Consider the following 20603-nt stretch of genomic DNA (forward strand, 5'->3'; position numbering starts at 1 on the left):
AATCACAATGGAGGCACCTATGAAAAAAATAATAACCATAGCTTTTATGTCCATTCTTACATTAAGCGGGTGCTCGCTTTTGGGAGAAGTCAATTCATCATTGGAATATGCCGATAATGCGACAGAGTATGTAAGTACCATCAAGGAATTTTCCAATGAAGTACCTGCATTATCCCAAGATGCCGTCACGGATACCGAGGCTAGAAAAAATCTTGAAAAAGAACTGCAACTGATGAAAACGGAGATTGAAGAATTTAATGCAATCGAACCACCTCAAATCGCTGAAGGCGTCCATGAAAAAATCGTCCAATCAAATCAGCAGCTGTCAGATGGGATTGAATTATATCTGAATAACATTGAAAATGGTCAACTCGACCCTAAGGCTTTGGAAGATTCAGAGATCATGCAATCCATCGATAATATAACAAGCTTGGCAAAACAAATTGAAGAATTGGGTAATTAAGAATCATTCCATAGACTGGCATCCCTCTCTTTGGAGATTTTACGAATAAAACAGAATGGCTGGAGACAAATTATTGACATGAAACCAAAAGGTTTTATATAATCAAAAAAAGCGAAACCAAATGGTTTTATATTTTTCAATAATAAAGGAGAATCAGTATGGAAAATCAACAAACATTACAAGATGTCAAGCAGACGGTTATTCTTGAAGCGCCTATACAAAAAGTTTGGGATACAGTATCCACTGCAGAGGGGATAGCTTCATGGTTCATGCCAAATGATTTTCAAGCGAAAGTGGGACATGAGTTCCATGTGCAATCACCCTTTGGTCCATCTCCCTGTAAGGTAATAGAGATAGATGCCCCTCATCGGCTTTCATTCACTTGGGATACGGACGGTTGGATCGTTTCGTTCATTTTAAAAGAACTGAATGGCAAAACCGAGTTTACTCTTATTCATGGTGGTTGGAAGCAGCCGGATACGATTATTCCGAAACCGAACGAAAAAAGCTCAGTGATTCGCGATAGGATGGCACATGGCTGGGATCAGATCGTTAATTTAAAACTGAAAAAGGTTGTTGAGGGCTAAGTGTCTTCAGCAGAAAAGTATGATGTTTTTCAGGCTATCGCCGACCCAACCCGCAGAAGGGTCCTTCACTTGCTTGCAGAAGGGGAATTGCCCATTTCAGAAATCACTTCTCACTTTTCTATGAGCCGTACAGCGATTGCAAAGCATCTTCATATTCTTTCTGAAGCTGAATTAGTCAGTGGCCGGAAGATTGGAAGAGAGAAACGCTTTCGGCTTCAGCCAGAACCTTTAACGGAATTGAAACAGTGGCTTTCTTTTTACGAAAAATTTTGGGATAACAAACTTTCCATCCTTAAACATGTTATTGAAAATCCAGGAGAAGACGGGTTAAAAGTCATTGAAAAAGAAAATGATACACAGATGGACAAGCCTAATGAAATAACATAAAAAACCCCCGGTGCATTTGAACCGGGGGTTTTTTCATAAGTTTATGCATCCATTTCAATATTGTGTTCTTTGCGCTTCCGAATAATCATCGTTAGCAATAAGAACAGATTAAATACGATGATGCATCCAGTAAGGAACAGTATACTTGTTGTTAAAGCATCCGCTCCAAGGCTCGTGCTCATTGCCTGACGGAAGCCCATGACAGAATACGTCATTGGTATGAAGGGATGAACCGCACTGAAGAAGTTATTGGTCAACTCCACAGGGAACATTCCTCCGCTTGCACCTAGTTGTAATACAAGGAAAATCATCGCTAAAAGGCGACCTGGATTTCCAAAAGCTACGGTTAAGAAGGTAACAATGAACATGAAGGTAAGGGAAGTCAATATGGAAACTCCTATGAATTGCCCCATATTCTCGACCTGTAAATCCATACCCCAAATCATGATCGCATCCAACACTAGTGCTGAAAGCGTCGCTTGTATAAAGAGGACCGTGAATTTACTAAACCACCACGCCACTCCAGATGTTGGTCTTGTAGACGGCATGCCTGTCGGGAATCCCATATTGAAGGCAATCGCTCCTACAAATAACCCTAGAGACAGCACATAAGGAGCTAGAGCATGACCATAATTAGGTACCTTACTGCTTTTTTGTTCTTTGACCTTTGTTGGTTCAGCGATCATACTGTAATTATCATTCGTTGTTTTATTTTTACTTATTTCTTCTGCACCATCACTTAGTTTTTCCGAAAGTTCGCCCGTTCCATCTTGTAGGGTGGAGATTCCATCCCCCAATTTACTTGAACCTTCGGCAAGTGCTGATGAACCTTCATTGATCTTACCTGCACCATCAGCAAGTTGGATGACTCCATTGCTTAAAGTGGGCAGATTGTTTGCTAATTGTTCAGTACCTTTAACAAGTGCTGATGAACCATTGTTCAAGGATGCCGAGTTGGCATTCAATTGTTTGGCTCCATCGGCAAGTTTGTTCGCCCCTTCGCCAACTTGCCCAACACCCAATGTATACTTCTCTAAACCAGTTCCTAAAGAGGCGGAGCCTACTTGAAGTTGGGAAACTCCATCAACCAATTGACCAGATCCCTCAGTCAGTTTTGATAAGCCATTATTTAACGATGAACCACCTTGTGCTAACTGATTGATTCCATTCACTAGTTCTGGTGTTCGTTCATTTAAACTTTGGGTTGCCGTCGTTAATTGATTGCTGCCTATAACAGCCTCATTCAACCCGGTATTCAATTGGGTTGCACCCGGAATCAATTGATCCTCCAGTGCGCTTCTTATTGCTGTATATCCATTTAATGCTGAAACAGCGTTAGGATTCACTTTATTCACAGCATTATTTAAGTTGGTCACCTGTTCAGGAAGCTGACCTAAACCATTCAATACTGGCATTACTTTATCCGTCAATTGTGTTGATAAGTCGGATATATTGGCTGCAAGAGACGATGCAATTTGCTTTTGGGCTCCTGCTTGGATTTGAAGCTCGTTTTGAATGGCCCCGATTAATTCTGTTTGTTGTTCACTGGTCATACTTTTATATGCTTCAGTGTTTTGAACGGAATGGATCGTGCTTTGTCCATTGTTCTCAATCGTTGATTGAAGTTCCGTCAAAGCTCTTTGGCTATTCTCGAGATCTTTAGTAATGCTGGATACGGTACCGGACGTGCTGCTTCCTGCAGGAACCGCTTTTTGCAATTGATTTACACCGCTTTGAATACTTGTAAGTCCTTGTGTAAGCTGACTCAGCTGTTCGTCTGTAGGCAATTGACCATCCATCTTTTTCAGGCCGTCATTTAATGCCTGGCTTCCTTCTGACAGTTTCGTGATTCCCTCATTTAAACTCCGCTGACCCGCTGCCAGCTTCGGGATTCCTGTAGATTGGTCCGTTAATTGATTGGCACTTTCTGATAATGTATTCAAGCCATCATTTAAATTCGCACTGCCCGTTTGAGCTTCCGTCAATCCAGTATTTAAATTTTGGGCTCCTGGAACGACTTTGGCCAGCCCAGTGGAAAGTTGGGAAGAACCTTGTACAAGTGCTTCACTATTATTCGTTAATTCCCCTGTGCCTGATGCGAGTTCGTTCGCACCAGTTTGCAACTGTCCGACACCGGAAGTATATTGTGAAATCCCCTTGTTCAATTCCGTCGCACCATGTTCAAGTTTATTGACTCCATCCAAAAACTTGCCAACGCCAATTTGAAGTTTATTCGCTCCGTCTTTAAAAGTTAATGTACTAGAAGCTAATTTATTCAGATTGTCTGTCACTTCTTTGTTTCCATCTTGCAATTTTTCAGTGCCATCATCAAGCTTCGATGCTCCATCCGCTGCGTCACTAAATCCATCTCCGATCTCGTCCAGTTGCGAGAAGATCGCTTCCGCATATTCCTTTGTTACACTTTCAGCAATTTCAGTTTTCAAATTATTCGTTGCCTGTTTTCCGACCGTTTCTGAAACGAAACTGCGTCCAGGATTCACATCATACGTTAAATTCATTTTCCTAGGCTTATTATCCATGACGGTCGAAGCATTTTTAGAAAAGTCTTCTGGAATGGTAACGACCATATAATATGTACCATCATCGAATCCTCTTTTCGCTTCTTTTTCCGTTACGAAATGCCATTCTAAATCATCATTGTCCTTTAATTGTTCAACAAGCTCATTACCGATTGTTAAGGTCTTACCCTCATACTCTGCCTTCACATCATTATTCACGACGGCAACAGGCAATTTACCTGTATTGCCGTATGGGTTCCAAGCAGAACTAAGGAATAACCCCCCATAAATAATCGGTACAAACAGCAAAACAATAGCGACACCAAGCAGTTTTCGATTTGTTAGGAAAAGCTTCCATTCTTGTTTAAGCATGTTCACTCTTTTTCACCTTTCTTTTCACGCAATAATTCACTCAATGACGACGAATTCCAATTAAGAGTTGGAATATCCGTGGTGCCAAAGCTTTCTTTAAGTAAATCTGCTACTGTTCGGCTGGAAAAGAACTCCATTAATAGTTCATCCGCCTGAGAAAACATCCGACGCAGAACGTCCATACCCTTTTCTGCATACTCTCCATCTTTAAACGCTTTTTCTATAAGTCCTGTATCTGGAAATATCGAAATCGGTCCTTCCATCGCTTCAATAATTTCAAGGTTTTTAATCTCATCTACACTTTTGGCAAGAGAAAGGCCGCCATTATTACCTGGAACGGAAGTGATTATTTGCTTCACGACCAATTTCCTTATGATTTTTTTCAAATAAGAAGGAGACACCTCTAACCGCCTGCTGATCTCATTAGACGCCAGAGGCACATTTTTATCCTGGGTAGAGAGTATAACAATGATGCAAATGGCCTGCTCGACCCCTTTTGTTAATTGCAAATCCTTTCACCTCTTCAAGTTCTTATATGGATGTTTGATATCCATAATGGATATTTTGTATCTATAATTAAAACCCGTTTCAGCTTAAAAATCAAGTTATTTTTAGAAAAAATTACTAAAAGGGCATTAATGACCTTAAAATAAGATGAACCCCGCATGATGTCATCATGCGGGGTTCACCTTTGTCATTTTACAGGTCATTTAAAAACTCATTGACTGCCTCTGGAGTTTTTGCATTTGCACTGTGCAGATGTGCAATCTTTTCTCCATTTTTGAAAACTAATAAAGATGGAATCCCCATTACGGTTTGCTCTTCAGAAATCTCAGGGAATTCGTCACGATCGATCGTAAACCACCGTTTGTCTTGATGTTCTTGAGTGATCTCATCGATGAACATGTCTAAACGTTTGCAGTCTGGGCACCACGTGGTTGTAAAAATCCCGACTGTCAGTCCCTCTTGTTTGATTTGTTCACGGTATTCTTGTTCCGTATTAATATTTTTCATGATTGTCTCCTCCGAGCTTTCTTATCATCATCATACTTTAATCCATGAATTAATGTACTCAAGGATTAATATATAATTAATTCCTTCACAGTACAAACGGTTTCTCCTGGATTTACCTTACTCTTGTCCGGTTTATGTGTTGATTGTTTAAAGGTTGCTTATAAAACTTTACCTCAGTGTCGCTATGAACATGAAAAAAGCCACTGATCCTGTGGCGTTTTCCATATCATTCATTTTGGGAGAATAAGCTGCGAGTGACCTTGATTATTCTTCATTATCTTGGATAGTCATGTATTGGAATATGGTGCCCACCAATTGCCTGAAACCACAATCAATGTCTGTAATTTAATCGTATTGGCAAAATAGTCATCATCGCCTTGTTCCTGCATCGTCCTATTCCATAATCGGTTAATCCATTGCTGATTGGACGGATCAACCATGGCACTCACCATGAACGGAGCAACAAAGCTTGTACTATTTCCTTCTTCTACGGTTTTTCCGTTTAGTGTATAGCCGGATTGGATATTTTCAGGGCTTCCACCCGTTTCCCCTTTAATCCAATCATTCATCTTCTTTAGTTGCGGCAGCGCTCTGTCGTCACCAGTCAGTAAGTAATCAATCGTATAGCGCCAAGGGGCCCTACTGCTGTTCCAGCTATAATTGCCGTCATTCTCCCCTTCCAAAAAGTCAGCTTGTGCCGGCTGGTATCCTCCCTTTGATTGCACAATGAAGTCTGGCATCAGTCCGGTATTACCGCTTTTTCGCTCATAAATGGAATGAATGATATGATAAGCCTTATCCGTTACATCTTCCCATTCATGATTCCCTGTTGCCGCCTCAAATGACTTCATATGATTGAGAATAAGGTCCGATGCACGAGTTGATTGCCCGTATACATCATCATTATCTTCCGCCCAGTCCCCTAGTTTAATCAGCGATTGCGATTGATTTATTTCATTCGACATGATCGCCTCCAAGATGTCTTTTGCTCTGGCAAGATAGTCGATTTCCCCTTCACTTCCCCATTGGCGATCAGCCAATAATAACGAATAAGCGATATCCATATCACCATCAGTTGCTGAATCAGAATCATCTGGCGTATTTATGATCTTACCCGATTTATCCTTTACTTGCTGCCAAGCCATTAAAGAAGGATCATTGATACTTCCATGCGCTTTATAAAACCGATAGAGACCGTCGAAATACTGTTTGTCCTTACTGCCTGCCATGATTGCCGTTATCATCATCCCATAACCATGCGCTTCAGAAACGGTCACTGCGTTTTTGGGTTCTGCATATCCTTTATCATTATAAAAAATATAATATTCATCTTTTTTATCGGCAGGCTGCTTAAGGTATTCATTTTTCCAAGTTTCATAAAATTCCGCTACGGCCTCATCCATCTCCTCTTGTGACACATTGTTTGGTTTTATCGTTCCTGATTGATAGACTGTATGCTGTGGAAACGGCCTTTTACTGCCCTTCTCTTTCTTTGTGGATTGAGACACTCCTGCAATCGTGGCAATGATTCCGAAAACGATCACGCCCATGATTATGATTAAACTAACTCTTTTTTTCATGACTGCTCCTTGGATTATGGTGTTTTATTCACTGTATTGAGCGAACCATAAACATTTGTATGTAAACGACGATTTTTCTTTTCATGCTCCGTGAACGATTCAAGGCCGACGGTCCCAGGCCGCGAAAGTTCCAACGCCCATCAGCATCAATAAAAATAAGATCGAAACCGGACAATCCTTTTCTTTATTATGAGTTTGCAAGGTTTTGAGCGCCTCCCCCACAATGATATCGATTTTATTGGCCATTCCCGCATTCTTTATAGTCGCCTCAGCCAAATTAGCATGCTTAGCCTCATATTCAAACGTTATCAACCTGCCATCATCCGGCAACGCGCGCGAACCAAACACTGCTATAGCCGCCAAGAGTCCCAATTCCCACTATTCTTTTCGCTCCACTGTTTTTTGCGAGTAAATGAAGGAATTTTCCTTGGCCTGGGGATACATCAATGGCAGGCAGCCCTGCTTCTGCATTTGGTTTCAATATCGAATTCAAAATGTGATCAGACGTTTGAAGCTTTTTACCCAAAATATAAATCTACCTCATTCTAAATTTCTGATAGATCAATCATCCTTCTTTTTCAATTTCATATATCCTTCCCCATCCACTGAAATTGTTATTTGCTCATCAATGACTATCGAAAGCGGAAAAATTTCCGATTCTCTTTTCGAAAAGATCCAACGCCTTTTCCTAGGGCCTAAAAGTAAAAACGAACCTGCTTCATGTTCCCCGATAAAATTTAATCCATCTTCTCTTATCGGTTCATCTTTCCTCGCGGGAATACCCAAATCCATCAACTGATTTCCTAGTACTCTAACTTCATCAGTCGTAACGTTTATTTCGCTAATGCACAGAACGTTTTGAGCAGAAAAAGACACTGCCTCAGATTTCGGTGAAACGGCATATCTCGATATGAACTCGACAATGTTGCCTGAAGGGTCCAAAAAATAAAAGGCATGTGCATCCGAAAAGCTAAAATAAACTTCGTCCTCATCATCTTCCCTAGTTAATTCTACTTTTGATTTTGCCCATTCTTTTGCAGCAAGAAATAAATTGGTCGGTATGTTCATCGCAAAATGATAATAAGGCTTTTCTTCGTGTAGATATTTTTTAATTTCAAGTACACTGTCCCCAACTTTAATTTCAAAGCCATCTTGAGTATCCGCGAGCAACTCAAATCCTAGCTCATTAACATAGAAAGTTCGCATATCATTCAAAGCATGACTATACAGAGTGACCTTATTGATAATCAACACTTATCCCCCCAACCCATCTAACAAATATTGTAAAGCAATGCTACATTTGTGCAAACATTCTGTACTCTTCATTCACATAAAAATATATGTATTTCAAATGGATGGAATGCACCATGTTTTCATGGATTCGCCGTATCGAACAGCCAACTAAAAAGAGGCCACCAAATTGGGGCCCCAAAAGTCATCGCAAGCTCTCAGTTTACAATTTTATTTACCACAAGTTCATGCTTTAATTTTCAGTCCAAGCATCGCTGCAAAGCCTATCGCTTGGTCAGGGGAAACTTCGCAACCATTTAAATCTTCCAGGGATACAGTTAGCCTTTGAAATTGAGAACTGCTAAGATCAATTCCTTTAAGCGGTGTCCTGGAAAAATTCACTTCGTTTAATTGACATGTATCGAACATCACTTTCTTGAAATTACACTCATAATAATCCGCACTTTCCAATGAGCAATGTTCGAACTTCACTTGCTTTAAAGAAGCATAACCAAAAGCACTTAAATTTAAGTTACAATTCTCAAATAGGACATTTCCTAAACTGGCATCGGAAAGATTAATTCCTAGTAATTTGGACTCTCTGAATTCAACCCGATGAATCGAGCCACCCATGAAATCGGCATTCGTCAAATCACAATGGTCAAAAATCACATCCGTCAGCTCAATATTCCTGAATGATACATCACTGAATGTCACATGTTTAAAGACAACCTGTGATAAAACAATTTGGTCCATCTTTTCTCTATCAATCGTGCAATTAGTTATGATACAAGAATCAAGATAAGGCTCATCTTTATAATAAATTTCCTGAAAATTTGCTTGAGTTACATCCTTGGGAATCTTTGGCTGTTCAATTTTGATTTTGACTGACATATTATCACCATTTCACTTTATTCTTAAAAAAAATTGAAGGCATTAGGTCCATAACTGAATATAGCAATTGGTCTACTAATTTCGACTTAACTATAAACCATATTTCAGGTAAGTTCAATTCTTTAGAATATCGCTGAAATGACTATTAATTTTGTTCATTTTGTGTCACCTATTTGCTAAAAAATGCCTCGTATGTATCGCAGCTTTTCTGTTTCATATGCATGAAGTGATATCATATTTCGGTCTTGAATCCTTTTGACGTCCAAAAATAATATAGAGCTGCACCCATTATGGATATCATCCCGCTTATGAGAAAGAAAACTTGAAAGATAGTTCCTCCTATAGTCGGGGTATTGGATACAAAAACGCTTGAAAGCAGAAAAAGGACTCCCAATCCAGACAAAAATAGCGCCGTACATTTAATACTTCCTTTGAAAAGGATATAACCCGTAAGTATGATTAAGTACAAAGCTGTAAGGATCATAAATACTGGAAATACCGGCTTAAATTTCGCGGCATACACAAAATAGTCCAAATCCGAAATATCTTGGGCATCCATCACTTGATCATCCGATGCTTTAGAAAAATATGTTGAATACTTCCATTCCCACGGATTATCAAGAATTTCGCTGCCTTCATACCAGGTACAAACTGAAAAAAGCAAAAAGAAAATTACAGCGATTACCATTTGAAAAATATATTTAAAAGTCACGCCATCACCTCCAACCGTGATTATACCAATAAATGGTTAAAAATTATATCATTCCTCCACTAGTGCTGCCTTTCCTGAAATTAAGCAACATGAAACAAACAATGGTTTTTGAATAATATACTGTAACCACTTTTAAGGAGCGTTTGAGATATGACCACTCATGGAGATGACCTCCTTATTTCAGGAGCATGGTTATTAGGTATTGGCACACTCGCTGGAGCAATCGGTCAAACCCGGCAAACTTTAACGGGTACTAACCTCGGAAAAGATCTGCTCCTAAAAGGGAATGTCATTGAAGCCGTTGGAAATTCGCTACAAGCAATCGGTCGAACAAAAATGATAAATCCGGAAAATGAACTTTCGGAATCCTATTTCATTTTCGGTGCTTGGCTTGAGGCTGCAGGTAATACTGCAAATGCTGTTGGAATAGATATGCAGCTGAACGGCTCAGAAGATGAGGGCACCAGAACGGATGCGCTCGGCAGCGGAATCCAAGGCCTTGGTGCCGCTTTTGAAGCATTCGGGGCATCTCTGACGGAGGAGTCCTTTACACGATCTCTTGAAATTAAAGGAAATGCCCTCATTGCGGCGGGCTCTTTTTTTGAATCGATCGGGAATATTTTCATTTTAAATGAAAAAAAGCGAATGGGAGAGCACATCCTTTTGCTTGGCAGCTGGGCCCAGGTTTTCGGTGCATTTATATTAATCGAGGCATTTTCCCTTGGCCCAGAACCTGAACAGCCCGAGAAAGGTAAAGAAGAACGTTCCAGCCACTTTAGTTATGCCAATTATCATATATGAAATTTGACTTAAGGGGCCACTAGTTCGACTTTCATCCTATCCTTGTTTTCAACTTGATGCCGGGAAGTGACGTGAAAAGCTAGATGGTTAAGACCCACTCGCCCCCTTATAATAGGGAATGTCAAGAAACCCTGTTCCCGCTTGTACAAAAACGATGTACATCCCGCCTAATCTCCAACTCACCCGCTTTCTCACTCCTGAAATGGCTCATAGCCCATCTCGTCCAAAAACCAGCCCCACATATCAATGGTCCTCTTTAAACATGAAGAATCCAGCTCAATATGATGAATGAAACCCTTTGATCACTGTCATCCTCCCCTTATAATCATTCTCTTTATTTACATACTAACAAAACGTACATCTAATTTAATGATTTCACAAAACAAAAAGGGCTGTTACATTACAGCCCTTTATCAAACCAAAAAAAGTCTCTATACAACACTTATGCAGGTCCACTTATTTTAAGATTTCGTCATAAACCACCCCGCCGCCATTTATTTTGATAATTTTCAGGCGATTGGTATTTTTGACGAAAACGGTTTTATATTGTTTTTCACCGTTCAGTTCAATAAGGAATACTCGTTTATCATCGTTATCCGTTTCCTTATTGAAAGTATAGTCTTCGTTGCCGATTTGCTCGATGATTTTGTCATATTCGGGCAATGAAGACCACTTCTCATGTTTAGGACTTGTTTGAGTTTCATCTGTTGTTTGCACAGATTCCCCCCCGTTTTCATCGGCTTTATCATTATTGCAAGCAGTTAGCATTGTTGCTGCGGCAATCAACGCGATCATAGATTTATACATGCTTCACATCATCTCCTATTCCTATATTCCCCCTCATTTTAACTAAAAACTAATTTAACTAAACAATTCAAATCCGAGTGGACATAAAGGATTAATTTTGATATTATAGTTACCAAGGATAACAATTACTCTCAGTAACTATATATTATAAGGAGTGTTTCTAATAAAGACTTTCCAGAAATTCTTTCAGGAACTATTGCTGCTGTACCGGCCTTTTGAAAATAATTTAAATATACAGCTGAACCAGCATGATTTACACCGAGCGCAATGGTCCATATTGCATTACTTATCCAATTATGGTTCTGCAACGCTAGTAGAACTGGCCAATTACCAAAATGTTGAAAAACCTACGATTACGAGGACCATCACCCGTTTAGAAGAGCTTGGGTATGTCGAGCATGTCCCAAGCAAGGATAGACGCGAAAAAAGAATGCGGCTTACGGAGCTTGGATCAAAGATATACAGTGAAGTCCGCGTGACAATCGATCGATACGAACAGGACATCCTAAAAGGGATCACTGAAGAGGAACAACTCGCAGCCATTCGCATCATGGGCGAAATAAGAAATAACATCACAAAGTAAGGAGATAATAAAATGGAACAATCCAGACCTAAACTATGGACGAAGGACTTTATCATCGTTTCTTCCATTAATTTTTTCATAACTTTAATCTTTTATTTATTGATGGTGACACTTGCCATCTATGCTGTAAATGAATTGCATGCATCAACAAGTCAAGCAGGACTCATATCGGGTATATTCATAATCGGAACATTGATCGGACGTCTATTCATCGGCCGTTTCATTGATTCAATCGGCCGTAAGAAAACATTATTCATCGGTTTGATCTTTTTCACTTTGACAACCATTCTATATTTTGTGGATCTAGGAATAGGCTTCCTGCTCGTTAACCGGCTGATTCATGGTATGGCGATGGGGATGGCGAGTACTGCGACAGGAACGATCGTCGCCCAGATCATTCCGACTACACGAAAAGGTGAGGGCATCGGCTATTACAGCATGAGCGCTACACTTGCGACAGCAATCGGACCTTTCATCGGTCTTTATATGGCTCAGCATACAAGCTTCCAAGTCATTTTCAGTTTCTGTCTGGCATTAGGGATTATCAGCCTGATTACAGCATTCTTCCTGTATGTACCGGCATTGAAAGTAACGGCAAAAGTATCTGAAAGTAAAGGATTCAAGCTTTCCAACTTTATTGAACCGAAGGCACTGCCCATCTCATTCATTACACTGTTATTGGCATTCTGTTATTCCAGCGTCCTTTCTTTCATCAGCTTCTATGCCATAGAAATCGACCTAGTCAATACTGCAAGCTTCTTTTTTGTCGTTTACGCAGTAGCCGTATTATTATCACGCCCTTTCTCGGGACCGCTAATGGACCGGAAAGGAGCGAACTTCATAATGTATCCAGCTTTCATGATTTTCGGAGTCGGGTTGCTCCTACTAAGTATATCAACCAATAGCTTCACTTTATTGGCAGCTGGTTTTCTCATCGGCCTTGGATTCGGTAACATGCAATCAAGCTCACAGGCAATTGCCGTGAAACTGACACCTCCTCACCGTATGGGAATGGCAACATCCACCTTCTTTATCATGCTTGATGCAGGACTTGGGTTTGGCCCTTATATTCTGGGATTCATCATTCCAGTAACAGGCTACAGCACACTTTATGTCATCCTTGGCGTTGTGGTCATCGCAACTTCCGTTCTTTACTACTTCTTGCACGGCAGGAAAGAACGGACTGCACGAGCAAAAATCGTTTCCATTTAACCGATGATGGAAAAAGGGATATCCTATTGAAGGATATCCCTTTTTTTCATGGCCATTGTTCCACGAATCCGATTCTTGGAACCTGTCCGAGATAAGCAGTCAGTGAAACTGCACATGGGATTTCGTCCGTTGTTGGTGATATTTCGACCGTCAGTGAGATATTTCAACCTTTTTGATCGATAATTCGACCTTCAGAGAGATATTTCGACCATCACTAAAAAAGAAGCCGCTCAAAAGGTTATTCTTTTGAGACAACTTCTAGTGATAGTGGTCCTTATTTGACTTCTATATTATCTACATAAAAACCAAGATTTTTGGTCTTCTTTTGTTCCGCTGATTGGATGACTGTTTCCCCTTTATATAAAGTCTTTCCGGTCTTTAAATCGGCAATCAGCAATCGAGGCGGTTTAGTTTTATAATCCATTTCTTCTGGATATCTGTCATTACCTGAAAGGAAATACACCCTTCCATTCTTAACGGTGGCGAAGTATTCTTCATTCTTATGAACAGCTAGATCTAGCTCTAGATTCTTCGTTACCTTTTGACTGCTTAGATCAATCGTCTTAATGTGATAATTGTTGGATTGATTATCAACTACGTATAGACTTTTCCCATCCACAAATCCTTTTCTTATCTTGTCTAGGCTAAGCGATTCATTTTTTGGCCATTTAACATGTTCCATTTTTTCCGTTTCATAATTATAAGATAGCAGTTTGCTTTCATTTGGCCTTTCCTCATACGAACCATCCTCATGATTTACCCCTTTGATTACAAAAAATAAAATCATGTTGTTTGACTGCGTGGGAGCAACATCAACTGGCATCCCAACTTCGACTTGGTCATTGCCATTATAAGTTTCGGATAAAAGAGTTTTATCGCTTATTACTTTCTTACTAGCTAAATCGATCGTATACAGATGAACCTCTTTCGTTTGCTTGTCATCGTTGGAATTCACATCATTAGTCGTTAATACCTGTAGTTTTGAATGGACCAATTGCACATCCACGACATTCGTATTCATGTTTCTCACTTGATCGGGAAGTTCCAAACTGAAAGAAGTTTCATCGTTGCCTTTCTTCTCCAATAAAGCGATATCAAACTCCGCTTCCATGTTTCCGCTATTTGTGAAATCTTCATTCACTGAGGCGTAAGCCAGGAAATCATTGTCTTCATAAAAAGAATCGATGTAATCCTTCCCACGCATAAATGAACGATGTTCTTTCATTAATCTTCCCATTTGAGCATCTTGTCTTCCCGTTAAGCTTTCAAAGTAAGACTTTTCGCTGTCATATGTTGTTTGATTGGATTCAATCGTTAATGATTCAAAATAGGGATTGGATTCATGTGAACCATTTATGATTACCGGATCAAGCTCTTTGCTACTACCTTCTAGCTTCTTGAACGTATACATTGGAAGGCCTGAAGCAGAGGAAGCTACTTTGGCATAATAGGTCCCGATGCTTAAAATGACTACCAATCCAATTATGATGCTGCATATATAACGTTTCACCTTGTTCACTCTCCTTTAAAAGTTGTTGTTATACGGTAACGCGGTTTTTTAATAACCAAGAACCAAGCCAAATCGATATTCCTGTCACAATGATTCCTAAAGCGATCAGTGTACCAACGAGTTCACCAGGATAAAAATAGAAAACATCACTTGCCATTACGAAAACAGGAGTTAGAAACAACGCTGCAGCTATTCCGCAATACACCAAGCCCAAAATGATACCTTTTAAACGGAAACTTCTTTCAAACATGATCGCTGTGAATAATATAGACAAGACCATTAGACCGATCCCATAGGAAAGCAAGAATTGTGTGAATGTGGTTGGAATAACCAAATTCAATACACCATTGAATTTCATGATGGCAGTAGAAGACATTTCCATGCTCAAATGCGATTCAGATACGTATGAATTAAATAGCGCATTTTCCATTGGTAAAATGATAATCTGCCAAGCAATCAATCCTAATACCATCAAAAAGATGGCCGTGGCTTTGGAAAGGTAGATAGACAGTCTGGATGCCGGTAACATCAATAGGCGATAAATGAACGTATTTTTTCCAAACCAATCACGATACCATATAAGGAAAATGTAAAAAATAAGAGCAACGGCACTGAGCGCGATCGGTCCTTGAAACCAGAGAGTATTGGCGATATGGGTAAAATCAATGCCTCCATAATTGGTAATATAAGCGGCATCCGATAGCTTTTCTTCCAACATGATCTTCCTGGCATCATTAAGTAGGCTCTTCGTTACGATGAACACTCCCGCAAATTGTGAAACCAAGGTGATCAACAATAAGCTAAGATAGATTTTACTGAAACGGTTGATTTCAAAGTTCACTAGTTTTAAATAACGCATCATGATTGATACACCTCTCTCATTACATCAACTACCGATTTCCCTTCCTCTTCACGCATTTCTTCTGTATTGAACTCTTTCAGCACTGTACCATTATCCAATAAAATGACCTTATCGATTAAATGTTCAATATCACCAATTTCATGGGTCGTGATGATGACGCCCCTGTCTTCAATAAGGTGACTTGCAAAGACATCGGCGATTTGCTCACGGCTAAACATATCGATGCCCGAAAACGGTTCGTCCATCAGTACATAATCCACGTCAAGGGACAGACCCAGCATTAAGTTAAGCTTAGCTGTATTCCCTTTTGACAATTCAGAAATGGGGGTCTCCTCTTTCAGCTTAAAGAATCCCATTAATTGATTGGCTCTTTCCGTGTTCCATGACGTATAGAAATCCTCCATGAACACCATGGCCTGTTTAATCGTCATTTGCGGAAGCATCGTTGGTGCGTCTGGAATGAAGGTGATTTTTTCATAGCTGTTCTTTGTCATTTTTTGATCATCAATCAGGATTTCGCCTTTATATGGCGTCAAGCCCATAATGGCTTTGAGTGTAGTCGTTTTACCGACACCATTTATCCCGATCAGACAAGTGACTTCCCCTTTATTGGCGGTAAAAGAAACACCATCCAAGATTTTCTTTCTGCCGTAATTCTTAGAGATCTTTTTTACTTCGATCATTCTTCTTCCCCCTCCCTGATTTCTTCCGAATATTTTTCTTTAACCACACGAAGCAGTTCATCAACTGGCACATTAATGGGACGAATCGCATCAACAAACGAATCAACGGCAGCCAGAATAAGTTCCTGCCTCACAGCCTGTAAAACCGTTTCATTCGTCGTAATTTGACTGGGAAAATTTCGTTCAGTATGAATCAAGCCCTGTTCCTCCATTTCTTTATACGCTTTTTGAGCGGTATTAGGATTTATGTTCAGTGAAGCGGCCAGTTCTCTTCGAGAGGGAATTTCCTGTCCAGCCACGAATTTGCCAATGGCTATTTGTTCTTTAAAATGCCTAACGACTTGCAGATATACCGGTTCCCGGGTATTTACGTTCATAAAAAACCACCCCCTATTATTTAAAAAAGTCTGATTGTCTTGCGTGTATGTACTAAGTGGTTCATACACCTCATGGATGTACTATACCCGTAATACACCTAAGCTGTCAATATTGAATTTCATCAAAGTGAAAAAACCGAATGCGCTGTGCAGTCGGGATTTTCATTATGCTTTAATGGAGATGCTAAAATCTCATTCGAATAGATGATGAAGTAGCCGATCTTTATCTTCAAAAAACTGTTTCATTAACAAATAGTGATTGGACTCCTCCAAAGTCACCTCACTCATTCCCTCATCTGAAATTTGGAGGATTTTAGCATCCGGGTAGGCCATGATGATCGGAGAATGGGTGGAAATGATGAATTGGGAACCTTGTTGAACAAGCTCATTTATTCTGGCCAGCATCGACATTTGTCTCAATGGCGACAAAGCAGCTTCTGGCTCATCGAGGATATACAATCCATCGCCTTGAAATCGTTCTACAAAGGCTGAAAAAAACGATTCCCCATGAGATTGCTGGTGAAGTGACTTTCCACCGAAGGAATCGATGATTTTCGACCCAAACGATGCCTCCCTGTCCAATTCCTCTATATTCGTAGCTAAATTATAAAAGGTTTCCGCCCTAAAGAAAAAATTATCCTTCGGTTTGTACACGCCTTTTTTCAAACGGAGGTATTCGTCCAAATTGGAATGTGAATCATAATTGGAAAAATTGAAATTCAACGTTCCGCCTTCTGGATTGAAGCCATACGCAATCGCAATACCTTCAAGCAAGGTGGACTTTCCCATTCCATTTTCCCCGATAACATAGGTAACACTGGGATGAAAGGCCACCTCTTGAAGATGCTTGATCACCGGCAGATCAAGAGGGAACTGGGCATACGAAGATATTCGATCTCTATTCAGGTAGATACCCCTGATGTACTGTGTATCATAATCCAGTTTCATTTATTATCACCTTCTGTAGAATATATTTTGAGCGCTGATATGTCCTTCTTACATTCCATTAAGACTGCAACCCTAGACGCCCTGATAATGTTTGATTCTAAATGATCACCCACCTTGGATGCAATTCAATTAAACTTCCCCCTTAATACACCTAAGCTGTCAATATTGAATTTCATCAAAGTGAAAACCCCGAATGCACTGTGCTAGTAGTTTACAAAACCGTTGGTCATGTAGTGATTAGCATAAACTCGGCGAATATGTAGGAGGATTCAATGGGTCAGTATTATTATCACCCCTTAATGGTTCCAGATTTTTCCGTTAAGTCCCTTATAGAGTAAAATCTGTAAATTAATCAAATAATAATGGAGAATTTAAGTTTATATAAAGGAGATGATTTTTATCAAAAACCGGTTTTTAACATTAATGATCTTGTTTATGTCTTTTGCTTTGATCTTTTCTCCTCTAACTACTGAGGCAAAAGGAAAAGGGACTCAACAAAGACAATGTATTAGTAAGTCATCGGAACAGCTAAAACATACTTTACAAAAACTTTGGATTGACCATACCATATGGACAAGAAGCTATATGGTCAGTGCCTTATCAGATTTGGATGACAAAGAAAAGGTACTGAATAGGTTATTAAAAAATCAGGATGATATTGGAAATGCAATCAAACCTTATTATGGTGAAGCAGCTGGCAACAAACTAGCTGAACTGTTAAGGGAGCACATTGTTCTTGCAGGAAAAGTGGTGGATGCAGCAAAAAGCGGAAACCAGGAAAATCTGAAAAAATTTAATGCTGAATGGTATAGAAACGCTGATGATATTGCTATATTCCTTAGTAAAGCCAATCCAAATTGGAAAAATGATGAATTAAAAGAATTGTTGTATACGCATTTACAATTACTCACAGATCAAGTTGTCTCAAGAATAAAAAAGGATACAGATGCGGAAATTTCTGCTTTTGATAAAGGTGAAGATCATATTATTAAATTGGCTGACACCCTAACAGAAGGGATTATCAAACAATTCCCAAATAAATTTTAAAACTTTTAATAAAAAACAAATCCCGAATCTAACTCTTTCCTTCAAAGATAAAGTCGGGATTTAATTTGATGGGGTACTTTTAACGGGGTAGATCCATACTTGAGCTAACCCCGTTTATCTGTTTCATCTCCTAAACTTCGTAAAGCTTGTTTAATAATAGCCACTGTTTATGGGCGACTAAGATTCAATCTGAACCCAAAACTTTGGATTTCCTCACTCACTTGGCATCTTATCCTCTTTATCAACATCATGATCACCTTGCTTATTGATCGATTTCAGCCAGTGTTTTGCTCGTTCATCCATCTCTCTTATAAAATCATTTTTCCCGTTTACATATCCATTGATATCATTCGGGAATTGTGCAGTCAAGCGCTGTTTCAGCTGACTATATCTTTGTGCTTCATAGGAATGGGCCAACATATAGTCCCGAAATGCGAGGTGTCTGGTTATTTCTTCATGTCCTTGTTGAAACATGTGAATATGGTGCGTCCTCTCATCCCCGCCTTTACGAAAAAAACGTCGTCCAGCAATTCCATTCTCCCCCCTGGCATCATACCCTATCTCTTCCATCTCTTTATTAAAATAAGCGACACATTCCACATCGTTTACCACTGCCAAAATATCTATTACTGGCTTGGCTTGGATGGCCGGTATGGCCGTACTGCCAATATGGTATAACTTTATCATTTCAGGCCCGAAAATCTCCTGTAATTTTTGGCATTCATCATGAAATAGCTTGGACCATTCTTTCTTATGTGGTACAACCTCGACCTTTCTCATGAAGGCCTCCTTTGATAGGAATTGGCATTTACATTCCTCTTTTTATTTTTCCTTATTTTAACACCAAAAGTGCATGTATCACAAAAAAAGCAGCTGGGACAATAACCCCAGTTGCTTTTTTGGATAACGCTTACATTTCACTTGTTTTACTTCGCTTTTTGTATGGGAGTCACATTTGAATCTTTCAATATAGTTGGTTTCATGCCTCTTCGCTGCGGGATGCCTCTTTCTTCTTGTTTCTTTGCAACCCACATCGTCAGCATGGGTGTTAGAATCGCCGTCACCAATACACTTGTCGCGATGATCGCTGTTGCCGATTCTGCTACAGGAGCAAATTGCGGGTTTAACTCGGCAATAATGAAGGGTACAGCAACTGCGGCACCCGCTGTTGAAGAAGCGGCGACCCCAGCAACACCATCGGAGCCTGTAACGTAGCGGTCCAGTAGATATAAGACACCTCCGGAAAGGAATACGACAGCAACACCCATTAAAATACCCATGAATCCGGATTTTAAGATCATGCCAAAATCCAAGCCGAATCCTAGAGCTAATGCGAAGAACGGGATAAGGACCGGTACGGCCTGTCCAAAGAACGCTCGGCATTCTTTATCAATGTTCCCTACAAGCATACCGGCTGCAAATGGAATCAAAGTGGAGACAATTGTTTGCCATGGAAAAGTAGCAAGGCCTCCTACACCCAGGATGATCATCGTGAAGAACGGTCCGCTTTCAATACTGATGAACGGGAATGCCGCAGCATCTTCCGTTCTGCCCAATTTTGTCATGAGTGCAGTATAAAGACCGCCATTCGTTTCATTAAAAGCTGCTATAAGCACTAAAACCGAAAGACCGGAAAAGAGACCAGTTTGAATCCCGTTTTCTGGAAGTATTAAAGCTGCCCCATATCCTAATAATGCCGCGAATACGACTTTACCGATAAGCAATGTAAATCCTTTTCTTGCAATATACCCTGATTGCTTAACATCTATCGTAGCTCCGACACAAAAGAAAAAGACGGCTAATATCGATGCGGTACCTGTTAGCATGGCACCTGTAAATCCGCCAAAGAAGGTTGCTGTGTCAGGAAAAATAGTATGTAATAAAGCACCAATGAACAAAGGGACTACCATCATGCCACCTGGGATTTTTTCTATTCCGGCTTTTATTCTCATCACAATCTCTCCACTTCATTATCAAATTTATGATTATTTGTAATTGGAAGTCTAGTTGTGGAG

Annotated in this window: 22 protein-coding genes and 2 pseudogenes; 7 read left to right on the forward strand and 17 right to left on the reverse strand. The window is 39.9% G+C overall.

Annotated elements, in window-relative coordinates; all coding sequences use genetic code 11:
- Window positions 1-19 precede the first annotated feature (19 nt).
- From ACQKMH_RS21680 to ACQKMH_RS21690, 3 genes are all read left to right on the forward strand, one after another.
- Complete coding sequence (locus ACQKMH_RS21680; protein ID WP_427589468.1) at window positions 20-463, forward strand: DUF6376 family protein; 444 nt, start codon at window positions 20-22, stop codon at window positions 461-463.
- Window positions 464-621: 158 nt separating this feature from the next.
- The gene (locus ACQKMH_RS21685) at window positions 622-1050 is read left to right on the forward strand and encodes an SRPBCC family protein (protein ID WP_427589469.1); all 429 of its coding nucleotides are present in this window, start codon (window positions 622-624) and stop codon (window positions 1048-1050) included.
- Window positions 1051-1437, forward strand: a complete 387-nt coding sequence (locus tag ACQKMH_RS21690; RefSeq protein WP_427589470.1) for an ArsR/SmtB family transcription factor — start codon at window positions 1051-1053, stop codon at window positions 1435-1437. It abuts the gene before it with no gap.
- A 41-nt stretch (window positions 1438-1478) separates the two neighbouring features.
- Here ACQKMH_RS21690 and ACQKMH_RS21695 read toward each other — a convergent pair whose 3' ends face one another.
- The 8 genes and pseudogenes from ACQKMH_RS21695 to ACQKMH_RS21730 form a co-directional block, all read right to left on the reverse strand.
- Entirely contained in the window at window positions 1479-4328 is a 2850-nt protein-coding gene (locus ACQKMH_RS21695; RefSeq protein ID WP_427589599.1) for a YhgE/Pip family protein, read from the reverse strand.
- Window positions 4329-4330: 2 nt separating this feature from the next.
- Entirely contained in the window at window positions 4331-4837 is a 507-nt protein-coding gene (locus ACQKMH_RS21700; RefSeq protein WP_427589471.1) for an RrF2 family transcriptional regulator, read from the reverse strand.
- A gap of 190 nt (window positions 4838-5027) precedes the next feature.
- Window positions 5028-5342 carry a thioredoxin family protein gene (locus ACQKMH_RS21705; RefSeq protein WP_427589472.1) on the reverse strand — a complete coding sequence of 105 codons (315 nt, stop codon included), beginning with the start codon at window positions 5340-5342 and terminating at the stop codon, window positions 5028-5030.
- Between the two features lie 287 nt (window positions 5343-5629).
- Window positions 5630-6922 (reverse strand): glycosyl hydrolase family 8, encoded by a 1293-nt coding sequence (locus ACQKMH_RS21710; protein WP_427589473.1) that lies wholly within the window; start codon window positions 6920-6922, stop codon window positions 5630-5632.
- Between the two features lie 99 nt (window positions 6923-7021).
- Window positions 7022-7448, reverse strand: a pseudogene (locus tag ACQKMH_RS21715) (O-methyltransferase).
- Between the two features lie 35 nt (window positions 7449-7483).
- On the reverse strand, window positions 7484-8173 hold the full coding sequence (locus ACQKMH_RS21720; RefSeq protein ID WP_427589474.1) for a glyoxalase: 690 nt from the start codon (window positions 8171-8173) through the stop codon (window positions 7484-7486).
- 225 nt (window positions 8174-8398) lie between these two features.
- Complete coding sequence (locus tag ACQKMH_RS21725) at window positions 8399-9046, reverse strand: pentapeptide repeat-containing protein (RefSeq protein WP_427589475.1); 648 nt, start codon at window positions 9044-9046, stop codon at window positions 8399-8401.
- A 232-nt stretch (window positions 9047-9278) separates the two neighbouring features.
- Window positions 9279-9758, reverse strand: a complete 480-nt coding sequence (locus ACQKMH_RS21730; protein WP_427589476.1) for a DUF4306 domain-containing protein — start codon at window positions 9756-9758, stop codon at window positions 9279-9281.
- A gap of 150 nt (window positions 9759-9908) precedes the next feature.
- Here ACQKMH_RS21730 and ACQKMH_RS21735 point away from each other — a divergent pair, with 150 nt between their 5' ends.
- Window positions 9909-10559 carry a DUF6944 family repetitive protein gene (locus tag ACQKMH_RS21735; RefSeq protein WP_427589477.1) on the forward strand — a complete coding sequence of 217 codons (651 nt, stop codon included), beginning with the start codon at window positions 9909-9911 and terminating at the stop codon, window positions 10557-10559.
- A gap of 8 nt (window positions 10560-10567) precedes the next feature.
- Here ACQKMH_RS21735 and ACQKMH_RS21740 read toward each other — a convergent pair.
- Window positions 10568-10801, reverse strand: a pseudogene (locus ACQKMH_RS21740) (hypothetical protein).
- A gap of 214 nt (window positions 10802-11015) precedes the next feature.
- Window positions 11016-11366 carry a hypothetical protein gene (locus ACQKMH_RS21745; RefSeq protein ID WP_427589478.1) on the reverse strand — a complete coding sequence of 117 codons (351 nt, stop codon included), beginning with the start codon at window positions 11364-11366 and terminating at the stop codon, window positions 11016-11018.
- Window positions 11367-11520: 154 nt separating this feature from the next.
- On the opposite strand from ACQKMH_RS21745, the gene ACQKMH_RS21750 reads away from it, so the two are divergent.
- Both ACQKMH_RS21750 and ACQKMH_RS21755 read left to right on the forward strand, forming a co-directional pair.
- Complete coding sequence (locus tag ACQKMH_RS21750; RefSeq protein WP_427589479.1) at window positions 11521-11949, forward strand: MarR family winged helix-turn-helix transcriptional regulator; 429 nt, start codon at window positions 11521-11523, stop codon at window positions 11947-11949.
- A gap of 12 nt (window positions 11950-11961) precedes the next feature.
- Window positions 11962-13161: an MFS transporter gene (locus ACQKMH_RS21755; protein ID WP_427589480.1), complete on the forward strand. Its 1200-nt coding sequence runs from the start codon at window positions 11962-11964 to the stop codon at window positions 13159-13161.
- A gap of 274 nt (window positions 13162-13435) precedes the next feature.
- On the opposite strand, the gene ACQKMH_RS21760 is transcribed toward ACQKMH_RS21755, so the two are convergent.
- The 5 genes from ACQKMH_RS21760 to ACQKMH_RS21780 form a co-directional block, all read right to left on the reverse strand.
- The gene (locus tag ACQKMH_RS21760) at window positions 13436-14671 is read right to left on the reverse strand and encodes a hypothetical protein (protein WP_427589481.1); all 1236 of its coding nucleotides are present in this window, start codon (window positions 14669-14671) and stop codon (window positions 13436-13438) included.
- A 28-nt stretch (window positions 14672-14699) separates the two neighbouring features.
- Window positions 14700-15533, reverse strand: a complete 834-nt coding sequence (locus tag ACQKMH_RS21765; RefSeq protein ID WP_427589482.1) for a hypothetical protein — start codon at window positions 15531-15533, stop codon at window positions 14700-14702.
- Window positions 15530-16216 carry an ABC transporter ATP-binding protein gene (locus ACQKMH_RS21770; RefSeq protein ID WP_427589483.1) on the reverse strand — a complete coding sequence of 229 codons (687 nt, stop codon included), beginning with the start codon at window positions 16214-16216 and terminating at the stop codon, window positions 15530-15532. The genes ACQKMH_RS21765 and ACQKMH_RS21770 overlap by 4 nt, the downstream gene beginning before the upstream one ends.
- Window positions 16213-16593: a GntR family transcriptional regulator gene (locus ACQKMH_RS21775; RefSeq protein ID WP_230158888.1), complete on the reverse strand. Its 381-nt coding sequence runs from the start codon at window positions 16591-16593 to the stop codon at window positions 16213-16215. Before ACQKMH_RS21775 ends, ACQKMH_RS21770 begins: the two co-directional genes overlap by 4 nt.
- Before the next feature lie 192 nt (window positions 16594-16785).
- Window positions 16786-17541 carry an AAA family ATPase gene (locus tag ACQKMH_RS21780; protein ID WP_427589484.1) on the reverse strand — a complete coding sequence of 252 codons (756 nt, stop codon included), beginning with the start codon at window positions 17539-17541 and terminating at the stop codon, window positions 16786-16788.
- A 399-nt stretch (window positions 17542-17940) separates the two neighbouring features.
- Here ACQKMH_RS21780 and ACQKMH_RS21785 point away from each other — a divergent pair, with 399 nt between their 5' ends.
- The gene (locus tag ACQKMH_RS21785) at window positions 17941-18588 is read left to right on the forward strand and encodes a glycosyltransferase (protein ID WP_427589600.1); all 648 of its coding nucleotides are present in this window, start codon (window positions 17941-17943) and stop codon (window positions 18586-18588) included.
- A gap of 213 nt (window positions 18589-18801) precedes the next feature.
- On the opposite strand, the gene ACQKMH_RS21790 is transcribed toward ACQKMH_RS21785, so the two are convergent.
- Both ACQKMH_RS21790 and ACQKMH_RS21795 read right to left on the reverse strand, forming a co-directional pair.
- Window positions 18802-19368 (reverse strand): GrpB family protein, encoded by a 567-nt coding sequence (locus ACQKMH_RS21790; protein ID WP_427589485.1) that lies wholly within the window; start codon window positions 19366-19368, stop codon window positions 18802-18804.
- 146 nt (window positions 19369-19514) lie between these two features.
- Window positions 19515-20540, reverse strand: a complete 1026-nt coding sequence (locus ACQKMH_RS21795) for a 2-keto-3-deoxygluconate permease (RefSeq protein ID WP_427589601.1) — start codon at window positions 20538-20540, stop codon at window positions 19515-19517.
- Between the last annotated feature and the right edge of the window lie 63 nt (window positions 20541-20603).

Origin of the sequence: Peribacillus sp. NPDC097895 (assembly GCF_050277555.1) — a bacterium.
In the GTDB taxonomy this organism is placed as follows: Bacteria; Bacillota; Bacilli; order Bacillales; family DSM-1321; genus Peribacillus.